Below are 13,870 nucleotides of genomic sequence, written 5' to 3' on the forward strand. Positions count from 1 at the left end.
GGGCGAAGTCATCAAAACCGTGCCCGAGCACGCGATCGTGGAGACCCTGATCGAAGAGGCCATGCGCATCGCCGAGGAATCCGGCGAGTCGATCGGCGAGGGCGCGCCGAGCGTCACCGTCGGCTGAGTTTTCTCCGCGAAAGGGCTCCCCGGTCTCGGCCGGGGAGCCTTTTCCTGTTCAGCGGCGTTCCAGCAGGACGACCGGGACCTGCCGCCCGGAAGCGGCCTCGAATTCGGCGAATGCCGGGACCTGCGCGATCTGGTCTGCCCAGATCCTGGCGCGTTCCTCCCCGGCGGCCAGTCGCGCTTCAACCGGGATTTCTCCCGCGCCAGTCTCGACGACGGTCCGTGGATTCGCCATGAGATTGCGGTACCACGCCGGGTCGCGCGGGCTGCCGCCGTGCGTCCCGAACACAGCCCAGTTCTCGCCGACCGGCTGGTAGAACAGCGGGCTGATCCGGGCTTTCCCGGTTTTCGCCCCGACGTGGTGCACGAGGATCAGCGGCATCCCCTTATCCGGAAACCCCGGCATACGCGGCGGTATCGGACGGCCCGCCGCGGCTTCCTCCGGACTGCTCCAGGCGACGTATCCCGCGTTCTCCCGGAATTCGGCGAGGATCCGGACATTCCAGTCGGCAAGAGTGGGCACGGGATCTCCTTCACTAGGCGGAGCACTTGCTCCGCAAAGTAGCACACTAGGCGGAGCATGTGCTCCGGGTAAGCGAGTATGCTCGGCGCATGGCCGTGGCTGAACCGCACACCCCCGTCCGCCGTCGCGCCCCGCGCGCGGACGCGATCCGCAACCGGGAGGCGATCGTCGAAGCCGCCGCCGAGGTGATGGCGGAGCAGGGAGCCGCGGTCGACGTACGCGAGATCGCCCGGCGCAGCGGGGTCGGCATGGGGACGCTGTACCGGCATTTCCCGAAGAAGGAAGACCTCGTCCGGACGGTCCTGGACCAGGACTTCTCCCGGTGGGCCGAGTCCGCGCGCCAGGCGGCGGTCGAGGCGGAGGACCCGTGGGCGGCGCTGACGGATTTCTACCGGCAGGCGTTGTCCGGCTGTGCCCGGCACCGCGCGCTCATGGAGAGCTTCGCGCTGACCTGGACGGACCCCGATCCGACGGGAATCCCGCAGCTCCGTGCGGTTCTCGAGGAACTGCGGGTCCGTGCGGCGGAGTCATTGCGGCCTGGGGTCACGACGGACGATCTGGTGCTGCTGCTGATTTCGCTGGGGTACGCGGCGCAGTGCACCGATGAGCGCCGTCCGCACATGTGGAACCGGTTGCTGCTGATCTCGCTGGACGGGTTGCGGGCGGAGCATCGGGAGCCGTTGCCGGAAAGCTAATCGCCACCGCCTGGAGTGACGGAGAGCCCGTGGCGCGGGTCCGGCACGGCTTCGAGCGCTGCCTTCACTGGGGGCTGGCCGCAGAACTCGTCGCGAATGGCCTCAGTCCTGAACGCGATCTCGAAGACGACGCCGCGTTCGTGCGGCCGCCAGGACCATCGCACGGCGCGGTCGGTGATCGCGGCTGTGAGCAACGCGTCGGAGTAGGTGCGCCGCCAATCGCTCGCCGGGGTTTCTCCGTCGAGCACTTCGATGAGCAGCCAGGGGTCCGACACTATTCGGCGTCGCTCAGCAGAAGAAGCGCGTAGTAGGCCAGGAAATGCTCCACCGCATACGGCCCCTCGGTCACCTGCGTCAACGAGGCATCCGCATGCTCCCGCGAAGCCGCCTCGATAACCGCGCCCCGGTCGTCCCCCTCCGGCAATGCCGCCGCGATCCGCTGCCAGCACCACGCGCGATGGAGGTTGAGCCCGTGCAAATGGGCGATCAACCCGTCGGAAGCGTCGGTCACCACCGCCGGGGTGAACAGCGCCGCCGGGTTCCGATCGGCGATTCCGGGCAGGAAAGCCTCCAGCCAAGCCCCGAAATCGGCGGCGGGCATCAGACGGCTCATCAGCTCGGCTTCGGCGAGGGCGGGGGTGAGGAAGTCAGCTCCGGACGGCTCCCAGGCACCGGGGTAATCGCGGTCTGAGCCGAACCAGCGCCACGCCGTCTCGGTGATCACCTCTCGCAGCTGCGGCTCGCCGCGGGACACCAGGTAGTCGGCGTAGGGCAGCGTGCGAGAAAGCCCGAAGGCCCCGTTCTCGTGGAGGCCGTATCGGATCGGGTAGCCGACCTTCGGCAGCCAGTCGAGGAAGCGGGTCACGAAAAGCCTGCTCAACGGTTGCAGCGCAGCGGACCAGCGCCGCTGGGTCGTGCGGTGATGCTCCGGCGCGAAGTACGCGGCTTCGGCGGCCAGCGCAGGCTCAGTCAGATGCGCGTTCAGCACAGCGCGGATCTCGCCGGCCGGGACGAGCGACGGGTACCGGCGCAGCAAATGGGCCAGCACCCAGAACATTTCCACGCACGAATGCCAGTCGAAGCTGCCGTAGAAGCACGGATGCAGCTCGCGGATCGCCGGGACGGGAGTTTCGTCGACGCGCCAGTGGCTCTCGTAGTGCGGATACTCGCGCACGACGTTGGTCAGCGCGACCTCCGCGAACTCGCCGGCGTGCGCGGCCAGCAGCCCGGCCACGTCAGCCGCGCAGGTGATGCTGGGCGGCTTCGCGGATCTGGATCCGGACGTTCTCCAGCGAGGCCGCGACCTCGTCGATCTGCCGGATCGCGATCTGCACCGAACCCTGGATCGCGGTCGCGGAGCCGGTTTCGCCGAGCAGGCCGAGCACCTGGGCCTGCAGATCTTCCAATTCGCCCTTGGTGGCCAGGGCGATTCCGGTCGGCACCTGGTCGGCGAGCAGTTCGAGCTGCTGCGCCTGTTCCTGGATCGTCATCGGGCTTCTCCTCATCGTGGGGACCGCCCTCCCGTGGTAGCAGAATTCGCCCGGGTCCGGGGCTAGCCTGGTCGCGTGAGTCACAGCTGGGCCGCCCGTCCGCCGCATCCGGTGCTGCGGGGCCTGGTCACGCGCTACGTCGGATACGCGCAGGAGAACGTCACCCTCGAAGTGCACCGCGGCTTGCCCTCTCGGCACATCACGCTCGTGATCAGCCTCGAAGACCCGATCCGGTACGCCGGGCCGGCCGGGTCGGGAGCATTGCAGAGCGCGGTCGGCGGCCTGCACACCGAACCCGCGCTGATCACCCAGGACCGGGTGCAGCGCGGCGTGCAACTGGAGCTGGATCCGCTGGGGGCGCGAACGCTGCTCGGCGTCACCGCCGCGGAACTGACCGGCCGGGTGACCGACCTCGCCGACTTCGGCGGCGACCTGGCCCGTTTGCCGGAGCGGCTGGCCGCCGCGAAGGATTGGCGCACCCGGTTCGCGATCATCGACGAGGTGCTGGCCGCGCGTGCGGTCGAGCGCGCCGAACAACCACCGGAGCTGGACCGCGCGTGGCACGCGTTGCGCCGCAGCGGCGGTTTGCTGCGGGTCGGCGAACTGGCTGACGAGGTCGGCTGGAGCCGCCGGCATCTGGGGGAGCGGTTCCGCGCCGAGCTGGGATTGGGCCCGAAGCAGGCGGCCCGCGTGCTGCGGTTCGAGCGGGCGGTTCGGTTGTTGCGTACCGGGCATCGCGATCTGGCCGGGATCGCTTATGCCGCAGGGTATTACGACCAGGCGCACTTCTCGAACGAGTGGCGCGCCTTGGCGGGGTGTTCGCCGCGGACTTGGATGGCTGAGGAACTCCCGTTTCTCCAAGACGAGACGGGGCTCGTGCGCGGCAATGCCGGTTAGAACCGGCATTGCCGCGCACGGACTACCCCTCGGGATAAAAGACGAACAACGTGCAGCCGCTCTCCGTCGCCGGAACATGCCACGATCCCGCCGGCGCATGAATGAACGTGCCTGCCGGGTAGTCGCGGGCGCCGTCGTTGAAAGTCCCGGACACGACGAAGACCTCTTCGGGACCGGGCTCGTGCACGTCGCGTTCGGGCCACGTGCTGCCGGGATCGAATTCCACCACGTTGGCGTGCGCGCCGTTTTCGCCCTTCCACAGCGGGCGGAGGCGGATGCCGGGGAACAGGTCCTTCACCGGGGCTTCGTCGACCGGGACCGAGGTGTAGCCCGGCTGGGCAAGGATTTCCGAGTGCATGGACCCCAGCTTGGCTGCCCCGGCGCAGGCAGGACAGTGTCAGGAAAGACGTCATCGGGTACTTTCTTGCCATGCATCGCGTGGTGGCTCTCGTCCAGCCGGTGCAGTCGACGTTCGAACTCGGCTGCGGCGTGGAGGTGTTCGGCACGCCCAGAGGCGGCGTGCCGCAGCACTACGAATTCGAGGTGTGCACGGAAAATCCCGGCCCGGTGCCGACCACGGCCGGATACGAGATCCACGTCTCCAGCGGGCTGCCGGCGCTCTCGAAGGCGGACACGGTGCTGATCCCGGGGTGGACGCCGGTCGAGACGCCGCTCTCGCCGAAGGTGCGCCGGGCGTTGCTGCGCGCGCACGAACGAGGGGCGCGGCTGGTCACGATCTGCTCGGGTTCCTTCGCGCTGGCCCAGACGGGGCTGCTGAACGGAAGGACGGCGACGACGCACTGGGCTCGGCTCGAGCAGTTGCAGCGGGATTTCCCGGAAGTGCGGGTGGAACCGGACGTGCTTTACGTGGACCACGGCGACGTCGCCACCAGCGCGGGTGCGGGAGCGGGCATCGACCTGTGCCTGCACCTGGTCCGGCGCGATCACGGGGCGGCGCACGCGGCGCTCATCTCGCGGCACATGGTGATGCCGACGCATCGCGAGGGCGGCCAGGTGCAGTACGTGCCGCGGCAGGTCTCGGCGGATGCCTCGTTGGACGGGCTGCTCGACTGGGCGGGGGAGCGGTTGGGCACGCCGCTGTCGGTCGAGGATTTGGCTGCCCGCTTGAGGATTTCGCCGCGGACGCTGGCTCGCCGGTTCGCTGATCAGCTCGGGACGAGCCCGGGTGCGTGGCTGCTGTCGAGGCGGGTGGCGGAGGCGCGGAGGCTGCTGGAGGAGACGGATCTGCCGGTGGACGCGATCGCGGTGCGGGTCGGGCTGGTGTCGGCGGTGAACTTGCGGCGTCGGTTCCGGGCGCAGGTGGGGACGACGCCGGGGGCGTATCGAAGGGCCTTCCGAATAGGGTGATCGGCGCGCACCGGCAGGGAGGTCCGGTACGCGCCGATCACCGGTTACGCGGTGGTGGTTTGCACCGTCACCGCGGGGCCGACGCCGTTTCCGGTGACGGCGGCGATGGTGAACGTGTACGCGGTCCCGGGCTTCAGCCCGTCCACGACGCGGGTCAGGCCTTTCTGCGTGGGCTGGCTGACGATCGTGTCGCGGCCGACGACCTCGATGGTGCGGCCGTCGGACACGGTGATCCGGTAGCCGATCACCGGGGTCGACCCGGTTTCCTTCGGCGGCGTCCAGCGGATGCTCGCCGCGTCGGTGCTCGGCAGCGCCTTCGCCCCGGTCGGGACGGCAGCGAGTTGGGTACCCGGCTGCGCGACGGTGACCGGTGCCGACGGCAGCGACGGCAGGCCAACCCCGTACCGGTTGCGCGCGGCGACGGTGACCGTGTACGTCTGGCCATCAGTCAGTTTCGGGATCACCGTGTATCCAGTGCGTGCGAAGTCCTTGGCAGACACCGAACTCGTGACACTGTGTTTGCCGTCCGAAGCGGTCAGCAGGTAATCCTGCACTGGCGCACCGTTTTCTGCGACAGTCGGGTTCCAGGTCGCGTACAGCTGGCCGGACACCGAGAAGGTGCCGATCCGCGTCGGAGCCTGCGGGGCGGACGCGCCGTCGATCCGGCGGTTGAGCACCGAACGGTGGCTCGGTTCGATTCCCGCCTTGTCCACAATGGACTTAGGTGCGGCGGCCGGATTGTTCAGCAGGTGGTTGCCCGACGTGATGACGCCCTTCTTGTCGCCGTCCGGATCGCCCTGTTCCCAGTAGTTCCCGGAGATGACGGTCGGGTCGTTGTTGCCGAGCGAGTCGCGGTAGTCGACGTGCGTGGAGGCGACGTTGGCGTACGCAGCGTGGTAGAGCACGTTGCCGGAAACGGTTTCGTAGGTGCAGCCGTTGTCGGTGTAAACCGACTTGCCGAGGCCCCACTGGTCGTAGATGACGTTCCCGGTCACCTTCTCGCCCTCGGCCTGCGACGGGCCGGTGATGCCTTGGGTGTAGACGCCGCCGCCGTCGTCCAGCGAAAGCATGTAGTCGTGGATCAGGTTGTTGGACACCACGTTGTTGCGCGAGACGTTCGGCGTCGCGGCCTGCTTGATCTTGTCCGGCCAGCCGCCCCAGCCCATCGAGATGCCGGAGTACGCGACATGGTCGATCTGGTTGTGCGACACGACATTGTCCTGCGAGTACCCGTTGACGATCGGCACTCCGCCGGTGAATTCACGCGGCATGCCGTACAGGTGGTTGTTGGTCACCTTGACCCGCGCGGTCAGGTCCGCGCCAGCGGCGGTGGGTTTGCTGACCCCGCCGATTTCGACGCCGTTGCCGGAGATGTCGGTGAACACGCTGTCGGACACGCTGCTGTCCTGCGCGCCTTCGCCGAGATCGAGCCCGGCGGCGCCGAGGTGTGCGAACACGGTGTCCTGGAACTCGATCCGGTGCCCGTGCGACATCGAGACGTTGCCGGGTTCCTTCGTCCAGTCCGCGTACGGGCAGGTGCCGCCGGGCGTGAACTGGCACAGGCCTTGCGTGGCCCAGCCGCGTTCGCCGGTGATCCGGTAGCCGGCCTGGATTTCGGAAAAGCCTTCCGGCGACGACGGTTCGAGCCAGGTCGCGTAGGAGAACTGGATGCCGCGGAACGAGATGTCGTGGATCGGCGCTTCGGCCGTGCCGCGGCCGTCCACGAGCTTCTCCAGCGCGGGCATCTCGACGTCGGCCCAGTGCAGGTTTTCGCCCTTGCGCGGCAGGTAATAGACGGTGTGCGCGGAGCGGTCGAGGTACCACTCGCCGGGAGTGTCCAGTAGCTCGAACGCATTCTCCGCATAGGACGGCTGCCGCCCGTTGGTGAGATCGCCGGGGCCGACCATGTTGACCGAACGGCCGGGGATGTCGGCGAACATCACGCGCCGGGTCGAGTTGTCCCAGCACGGCTGGGCCATGGTGATCGTCGTGCCCTGCGCCGAGGCGATCGGGCAGCGCGGCTCGGTCCACTGGCCGAGGCCGTTGCGCTCGACGTTCCACAGCTCCTCGCCGCTGGTGTACACCAGTTCGAGGTCGCTCGGATTCCGCCAGTGCGCCATCGTGTCCGCGGACGCGGTATACCCGGTGTCGGTCGCCTTCACCGTCACCGGAAGCCGTCCGGACGCTCGCTGCGCGCGGACGCCGTCGACGTACAGCTGGCGAGTGTTGTCCAGTCCGGCGGGCGCGGGAGCGGAGTAGAGACCGGGGCGTCCGGCGACCGGACGCCAGCCGGTGACCTGCTTGCCGCCGCTGACCACGGTGCCCGGCGAGCCCTGCCAGACGACCCGGTGGCCGTTCGTGCCGGAATCCGCCGCGTCGAGTTCCAGCGGTTTGTCGAGCCGGTAGGTGCCGGCGGCGACGTGCACGGTCAAGTCGGAATTCAGGTGCCCGGCGCGCTGCCGGACCAGCTGCTGGGCGCGCGGGAGCGTGCGCACTGGCGACCAGACGGCCCCGGACCCGGAATCGTTGCCCCACGGCGAGACGTAGACGTCCTGGCTGCCCGGCCACGCCGCGGCCGCACCGGCGGGCAGCAGCGCGGTCGCGGTCAACGCCGCTACGGCGAGCCCGAGGGTGCGCGCTGGTCTGAACTTCATCCGGGACCTCCGTGTTCGCCAGTGAACGACGCTGGGGCGCGCCGCAAGAAAGATAGGATCTATTCGCCACCGTGTCGAGAGGTCTTCGCGGGATATTCCCAGCATTCACAGTGGTGAACGAGGTTGATCCGGTCGGCGGGTGTTGTCCCGGTTAGCGGTCAGTGATCCGATGAATCATTGCTGTCCTCGGTTCGGCGCGCGTACAACGAAGCGATCCCCGGGAGAGGTGGTCGCGATGAAGCGAAGTCGGATCGGTGTGCTGGCCGCGGCGGTAGCGGTGCTCTTCGGATCGCTGGCCGGAACAGCGGCGGCGGACAGTCAGCCGATCGAGTCCTGGACACCGGTGGCGAGAACGCCGCCGATGGGCTGGAGCAGCTGGAGCGCGCTGCGCCGGAAGTTCACCGAGGAAACGATCAAGGCGCAGGCCGACGTCATGCACGATCGGCTCGCCGCGTACGGCTACCGCTATATCAACATCGACGCCGGCTGGAACGACCACGTCGACGAGTTCGGCCGGGTCGCGCCGGACCCGAACAAGTTCCCGAACGGCATCGCCTCGCTGGCCCGGTACCTGCACCAGCGCGGTCTGAAATTCGGCATCTACCTGGTGCCCGGCGTCCCGGCGCAAGCGGTCGCGGCCGATTCGCCGATCGAGGGCACGCCGTACCGGGTGCACGACATCGTCATGGCGGGCGCGGGAAACACCGCGGACGACAAATCCGCGAAACTCGACTTCAGCAAGCCCGGCGCGGCCGAGTACGTCCGTTCGCAGGCTCGGCAGCTGGCGTCGTGGGGCGTCGACTACATCAAAATGGACTTCGTCGGACCCGGCGGCGGCAAGATCCCCGCGGACAACCGCGAGGACATCCGGCAATGGCACGCGGCGATCCAGGCCGCCGGCCGTCCGATCCACTTGGAACTGTCGAACTCGCTCAGCATCGCCGAGGCCGCGACCTGGCAGCGCTACAGCAACGGCTGGCGGATCGAAGGCGACATCGAGTGCTACTCGCACTGCGTCGGCCTCACCAACTGGGACGTGCGGGTCAAACTGCGCTTCGCCGACGCTCCCAAGTGGACTGGCTTCGCGGGTCCCGGCCACTGGAACGACCTGGACTCGATCGAGATCGGCAACGGCGACGCGAACGGCATCACCCCGGACGAGCGGCAGAGCGTCATGACGCTGTGGGCGATCGAAGCCTCGCCGCTGCTGCTCGGCGCCGACCTGACCAAACTCGACCCGGACGACCTCAAGCTGCTCACCAACCGCGAGGTGCTCGCCGTTGACCAGGCAGGACGGCCGGCGCGTCCGGTTTCGCAGGCGACCCAGCAACAGGTGTGGTTCAGCCCGGACGGCCACGGCGGGATGACGGTCGCGCTGTTCAACCTGGGCTCGACGGAGGCCCCGGTGACCGCGTCCTGGCAGGACCTGGGGCTGCGCGGTCCGGCGGCGGTGCGGGACCTGTGGACGCACCGGAACCTCGGAGTGAGCCGCGACAGTTTCACCGCGACGCTGGCGCCGCACGCTTCCCGGCTGCTGCACCTGGTTCCGCGCCATCACTGAGCCGTCCGTGCCCCAATGCCACATTGGGTGCGTCAGACGCACCCAATGTGGCGTTCGGTGCGTGGGACGCACCCAATGCCACATTGGGGCGCGTCCCGCACCGCCCGGCGGGCAGGCTCGGAGGTGCGGCGCGGGTTCGAGCACTGTCGGTGCCGGAGCCCGCCGGGGCGCCGCCGTTCGGGTGCGAGGGCCGTTCATCTCAGCGTGTCGGCCGGCTCGCGTTCCGTTCACCCGGTTCATCTGGCACTCTGGACCCCGTGTTGCGGCTTGCAGGTGCACGGCTGCTCGATGATCGGGACTATCCGGCGGTGCGCGCTGCACTCGCCGCCGACCCGGTGGGCAGCTGCATGGTCAGCGCCCGGGTCGAGGCGGCCGGTCTCGACCCGTGGCGTCTTGGTGGCGAGCTGTGGGCGGCCGACTCCCGTCCGGTGCGCGCCGGACGGCTCACCGGTTTGTGCTTCGCCGGACCCAACCTGATCCCCTTGCGCGGCAACGCTTCGGCGCTGCGGTCCTTCGCCGACCGCGCTCTGCGCCGCCAGCGCACCTGCTCCTCGCTCGTCGGACCCGCGCCGCAGGTGCTCGGGCTCTGGGACGAGCTGTCGTCGGAATGGGGGCCGGCCCGCGAGGTGCGGGGCGACCAGCCGCTGATGGCGCTCGAAGGCGATCCGCTGGTGCCCGCCGATCCGCAGGTCCGCACCGTCCGCCCGCACGAATTGGACCGCTACCTGCCCGCGGCGGTGGCGATGTTCATCGAGGAGGTCGGCGTCGACCCGCGCGCGGGCGACGGCGGAGCCAGCTACCGCGCCCGGGTCAGCGAGCTGATCTCCACCGGCCGCGCGTTCGCCCGGTTCGAGGACGGCGAGGTCGTGTTCAAGGCCGAGATCGGCGCGATGTCCGCGCGGGTCGGCCAGATCCAGGGCGTGTGGGTGCATCCGGACCGGCGCGGCGGCGGGCTCGGCACCGCGGGCACCGCGGCGGTGGTGAACCGCCTGGTCCACGGCCTCGGCCGGACCGCGAGCCTGTACGTGAACGGGTTCAACGCGCCCGCGCTCGCGGCGTACCGCCGGATCGGGTTCCAGCAGGTCGGGCAGTACGCGACGGTGCTGTTCTGAGCTGGCTGCGCCGCGGCCGGACGAGGTCGTAGGCTGGGGACATGTCCGTTCGCGCCCCGTTGAAGCCCGGTGTCCAGACGCCGCGCCGTGCCGTCCCCGCCGACATCGCCCGCCCCGAGTACGTGGACCGGCCGGCGCCGAAACGGGACACCGGCAACGGAGTGCGCACGCCCGAGGTCATCGAGGCGATGCGGGTCGCGTCGAAGATCGCCGCGCAGGCGCTCGAGGAGGGCGGCAAGGCGGTCAAACCGGGCGCGACCACCGACGACATCGACAAGGTCGTGCACGAGTTCCTGCTCGACCACCACGCGTACCCGTCCACGCTCGGCTACCGCGGCTACCCGAAGTCGTGCTGCACCTCGTTGAACGAGGTGATCTGCCACGGCATCCCGGACTCGACCGTGATCGAGGACGGCGACATCTGCAACATCGACGTCACGGCCTTCATCGGCGGCGTGCACGGCGACACCAACGCGACCTTCCTCGCCGGCGACGTCTCCGAGGAGGTGCGGCTCCTGGTCGAGCGCACCCGCGAGGCGACCGCGCGCGCGATCAAGGCGGTCCGCCCCGGCCGGCAGTTGAACGTGATCGGCCGCGTGATCGAGGCGTACGCGAAGCGGTTCGGCTACGGCGTGGTCCGCGACTTCACCGGCCACGGCGTCGGCCCGGCGTTCCACACCGCGCCGACGGTGCTGCACTACGAAGAGCCCTCGGTGCAGACGCTGATCGAAGAAGGCATGACCTTCACGATCGAGCCGATGATCACGCTCGGCACCATCGACTACGACGTGTGGGCCGACGACTGGACGGTCACCACGAAGGACAAGAAGTGGACTGCGCAGTTCGAGCACACCCTCGTGGTGACGGCTGACGGCGCGGAAATCCTCACACTGCCGTAGGGCATTCCCGGCTGGGAAAACTCGATAGGCGGCGCGCTCCGGCCGAGGCAGAATGCGGCGGTGAACAACGAGGCGAGGCGCGCCGCGGTGGCGGCCCTGATCCCGCTAGCGGAAAGCCCCGACTGTCGCGATCGAACGGACGCGGGCCGCAGCCTCGCCGTCTTTGCCGAGATGGCCGAGGCCAAGGGCCCGCTGCTGGGACTCGTGCTGGACACCGGGGACACGTTCGTCACCCGGATGACGGCGGAGGCATTGCTCCGCCGTCACGACTCGGCGGGGCTGGCTGTGGTCGCCGCCGCTCTTGCCGACGCCGACCCCAACCACGCTGACTGGATCTACACCGCAGTGCGCGACGTGTTCATCGTGTACGCCACCGAACGGGACGCCGCTGTGCGGGAGTGCCAGGCGCTGAGCAGAGACGCGGACGAGCGGACCCGCCGAGGCGCGGACCTCCTGGCCGCCGATCTCGCCAGCTTCACCCCGGTCCTCAGCCCGCCGCGGAAAGACTGATCACAAGTCCTCGGCCCGCGCGATCAACTCGTCCAGGAACCCAGCCGCCTCATCGGCAGCCCGCCCGGCATCGCGCGCCTCGATCGCTTCCACCAGCTCCCGGTGCCGGATCATCTCCGCGTGCTCCGGATTGTCCGAAGTGGACGCCACGCTCGCGGTGATCGCCTCCATCAGGCCGCGGTACAGCTCCAGCAGCAGCCCGTTGTGCCCGCACCGGACCACGACCTGGTGGAATTCCGCGTCGCTGCGGGCGAAATCGTCGAGGCGGCCCTCGTCCCAGTCGGTGTCGCGCCGGTTGAGCAGGACGCGCAGTTCGGCCAGGTCTTCCTCGGTGCGCGCGGTCGCGGCCAGCCGGGCGCCCTCGACCTCCAGCAGCCGCCGGACGTGCAGCACCTCGCGCAGTTCCGTCCCGCACAGGCGGCGGATCGCGCCGGACACCTCGCTCGTCGCGCGCACGTACGTGCCGTCACCCTGGCGGACTTCCAAGATCCCGGTGTGCGCCAGCGCGCGCACGGCCTCGCGCACCGTGTTGCGCCCGACGCCCAGCTGCGCGGACAACTCCGGCTCGGTCGGGATCCGGTGCCCGATCGGCCATTCTCCGGCGGTGACCGCCTCGCGCAGCTGATCGATGACCTGGTCGACGAGTCCGGCGCGGCGGGTGGTGGCCAACGGCACAGCCTGATCCCTTCATCCAATCATCCTACGTATGCGATAGTAGCGCACATGTCCGCCGATTCCCGAGACTCTGCAGCCGTGTCCACCGCCACCTACTCCGACCGGCTCGAACTCGAACTGGAAGGCAGCCTTGAGGAAGAGGTGCCCGCCGGTCGCCGTCCGGGCGTGGTGGCGGGCGGCGTGCTGCTGGCGATCGCGGTGGTGCTGACGGCGATGAACCTGCGGCCGGCGATCACGAGCGTCGGCCCGCTGCTCGCGGAAATGCGCGGCAGCCTCGGCGCGTCCGCGGTGTGGGCGAGCATCCTCACGACTCTGCCCGGCCTCTGTTTCGCCGGAGCCGGCCTGGCCGCGCCGGTGCTGTCGCGCCGCCTGGGCATCGGCCCGGCGATCGGCCTGGCGCTGGCGGTGCTGACCGCGGGCCTGGCGGTGCGGGTGCTCGACGGACCGTACGTGGTGCTCGGCGGCACGCTCGTCGCCACCGCCGGAATCGCGCTGGTCAACGTACTGATCCCGGTGGTCATCAAGGATTCGTTCCCGGCTCGCGTCGGGCTCATGACCGGCGTCTACACCGCGGCGCTGCAGGGCGGCGGCGCGGCGGGTTCCGCGCTGAGCCCGCCGCTGGAATCCGCCCTCGGCGGCTGGCGCGCCGCGCTCGGTTCGTGGGGCGTCCTGTCGGCGATCGCTTTGGTCGCGTGGCTGATCGCCTCGCGCGGCACGGGCCGTCCGCCGCGCCCGGCCGCGGGCTCCGCTCCCGCCCGGTCGCTGATGCGCAGCCCGCTGGCGTGGATCGTCACGATCTTCTTCGGCCTGCAGTCGTTCATCGCCTACGTCGTGATGGGCTGGCTGCCGCAGGTGTTCATCGACGCGGGCGTCAGCAAGGCCGACGCCGGTCTGCTGCTCGGCCTGATCTCGGTGATCGCGGTGCCGATCAGCCTGGTGATCCCGCCGATCGCGGCGCGGCAGAAGAGCCAGAGCCCGTGGATCGTCGGAATGGGCGTCTTCGGCGCGGCAGGCATGCTCGGCCTCGTCATCGCGCCCGGGTTCTCGCCGCTGCTGTGGAGCATCCTGCTCGGCATCGGGATGAGCGTGTTCTCGCTGGCCCTGACGGTGATCGCGCTGCGAGCCCGTACCGGAGCCGAAACGGCGCGGCTTTCGGGAATGGCGCAGGGCTTCGGCTACCTGCTGGCAGCGGTGGGGCCGTTCGTGTTCGGCCTGCTGCACGACGCGACGGGCAGCTGGACGGTGTCGTTGATCGTGCTGCTCGTGGTGATGGTGACGCAGATGGTGTTCGGGGCGCTGTCCGGGCGGCGGCGCTTCGTGTGAGACCTCGTGAGTGGCGGTGCCGGCGAGAACCGGCACC

The 13,870-nt window shown here is 69.5% G+C and carries 15 protein-coding genes and 1 pseudogene; 9 read left to right on the top strand and 7 right to left on the bottom strand.

What is annotated here, in order from left to right:
- Positions 1-127, top strand: a pseudogene (locus H4281_RS46040) (flavodoxin-dependent (E)-4-hydroxy-3-methylbut-2-enyl-diphosphate synthase); the annotation flags it as partial.
- 51 nt (positions 128-178) lie between these two features.
- Here the strand turns inward: H4281_RS46040 and H4281_RS43145 are convergent.
- On the bottom strand, positions 179-649 hold the full coding sequence (locus tag H4281_RS43145; RefSeq protein ID WP_182896632.1) for a nitroreductase/quinone reductase family protein: 471 nt from the start codon (positions 647-649) through the stop codon (positions 179-181).
- Positions 650-738: 89 nt separating this feature from the next.
- Here H4281_RS43145 and H4281_RS43150 point away from each other — a divergent pair, with 89 nt between their 5' ends.
- A complete protein-coding gene (locus H4281_RS43150; protein WP_182896633.1) occupies positions 739-1,344 on the top strand; it encodes a TetR/AcrR family transcriptional regulator in 606 nt (201 codons plus the stop codon).
- Here the strand turns inward: H4281_RS43150 and H4281_RS43155 are convergent.
- Genes H4281_RS43155 through H4281_RS43165 form a run of 3 tightly spaced genes read right to left on the bottom strand, consistent with a single transcriptional unit; the run spans position 1,341 to position 2,834 of the window.
- Entirely contained in the window at positions 1,341-1,619 is a 279-nt protein-coding gene (locus H4281_RS43155) for a hypothetical protein (protein WP_182896634.1), read from the bottom strand. The genes H4281_RS43150 and H4281_RS43155 overlap by 4 nt on opposite strands.
- Positions 1,619-2,578, bottom strand: coding sequence for a DUF2891 domain-containing protein (locus H4281_RS43160; protein WP_312872288.1), 960 nt, complete (start codon positions 2,576-2,578; stop codon positions 1,619-1,621). The genes H4281_RS43155 and H4281_RS43160 overlap by 1 nt, the downstream gene beginning before the upstream one ends.
- Position 2,579: 1 nt before the next feature.
- A complete protein-coding gene (locus H4281_RS43165; RefSeq protein ID WP_037820327.1) occupies positions 2,580-2,834 on the bottom strand; it encodes a hypothetical protein in 255 nt (84 codons plus the stop codon).
- 75 nt (positions 2,835-2,909) lie between these two features.
- Here H4281_RS43165 and H4281_RS43170 point away from each other — a divergent pair, with 75 nt between their 5' ends.
- Positions 2,910-3,731, top strand: coding sequence for a helix-turn-helix domain-containing protein (locus H4281_RS43170; RefSeq protein ID WP_182896635.1), 822 nt, complete (start codon positions 2,910-2,912; stop codon positions 3,729-3,731).
- A 22-nt stretch (positions 3,732-3,753) separates the two neighbouring features.
- Here the strand turns inward: H4281_RS43170 and H4281_RS43175 are convergent, their stop codons facing one another.
- Complete coding sequence (locus H4281_RS43175; RefSeq protein ID WP_182896636.1) at positions 3,754-4,089, bottom strand: cupin domain-containing protein; 336 nt, start codon at positions 4,087-4,089, stop codon at positions 3,754-3,756.
- Between the two features lie 71 nt (positions 4,090-4,160).
- Here H4281_RS43175 and H4281_RS43180 point away from each other — a divergent pair, with 71 nt between their 5' ends.
- Positions 4,161-5,099, top strand: coding sequence for a GlxA family transcriptional regulator (locus tag H4281_RS43180; protein ID WP_182896637.1), 939 nt, complete (start codon positions 4,161-4,163; stop codon positions 5,097-5,099).
- Positions 5,100-5,143: 44 nt separating this feature from the next.
- Here H4281_RS43180 and H4281_RS43185 read toward each other — a convergent pair whose 3' ends face one another.
- Complete coding sequence (locus tag H4281_RS43185; RefSeq protein WP_182896638.1) at positions 5,144-7,753, bottom strand: fibronectin type III domain-containing protein; 2,610 nt, start codon at positions 7,751-7,753, stop codon at positions 5,144-5,146.
- 235 nt (positions 7,754-7,988) lie between these two features.
- On the opposite strand from H4281_RS43185, the gene H4281_RS43190 reads away from it, so the two are divergent.
- The 4 genes from H4281_RS43190 to H4281_RS43205 all read left to right on the top strand — a co-directional run bounded on the left by H4281_RS43190 (position 7,989) and on the right by H4281_RS43205 (position 11,835).
- Positions 7,989-9,314, top strand: coding sequence for a glycoside hydrolase family 27 protein (locus H4281_RS43190; RefSeq protein WP_246412772.1), 1,326 nt, complete (start codon positions 7,989-7,991; stop codon positions 9,312-9,314).
- 257 nt (positions 9,315-9,571) lie between these two features.
- The gene (locus H4281_RS43195) at positions 9,572-10,426 is read left to right on the top strand and encodes a GNAT family N-acetyltransferase (RefSeq protein ID WP_182896640.1); all 855 of its coding nucleotides are present in this window, start codon (positions 9,572-9,574) and stop codon (positions 10,424-10,426) included.
- Between the two features lie 41 nt (positions 10,427-10,467).
- Positions 10,468-11,325 (top strand): type I methionyl aminopeptidase, encoded by an 858-nt coding sequence (gene map, locus H4281_RS43200; RefSeq protein WP_182896641.1) that lies wholly within the window; start codon positions 10,468-10,470, stop codon positions 11,323-11,325.
- 60 nt (positions 11,326-11,385) lie between these two features.
- On the top strand, positions 11,386-11,835 hold the full coding sequence (locus H4281_RS43205) for a hypothetical protein (RefSeq protein WP_182896642.1): 450 nt from the start codon (positions 11,386-11,388) through the stop codon (positions 11,833-11,835).
- Here the strand turns inward: H4281_RS43205 and H4281_RS43210 are convergent, their stop codons facing one another.
- The gene (locus H4281_RS43210; protein WP_182896643.1) at positions 11,836-12,510 is read right to left on the bottom strand and encodes a FadR/GntR family transcriptional regulator; all 675 of its coding nucleotides are present in this window, start codon (positions 12,508-12,510) and stop codon (positions 11,836-11,838) included.
- Between the two features lie 48 nt (positions 12,511-12,558).
- On the opposite strand from H4281_RS43210, the gene H4281_RS43215 reads away from it, so the two are divergent.
- On the top strand, positions 12,559-13,833 hold the full coding sequence (locus H4281_RS43215) for a CynX/NimT family MFS transporter (protein ID WP_246412774.1): 1,275 nt from the start codon (positions 12,559-12,561) through the stop codon (positions 13,831-13,833).
- Positions 13,834-13,870 lie beyond the last annotated feature (37 nt).

It is taken from the genome of Amycolatopsis dendrobii (assembly GCF_014145675.1).
GTDB lineage: Bacteria > Actinomycetota > Actinomycetes > Mycobacteriales > Pseudonocardiaceae > Amycolatopsis > Amycolatopsis dendrobii.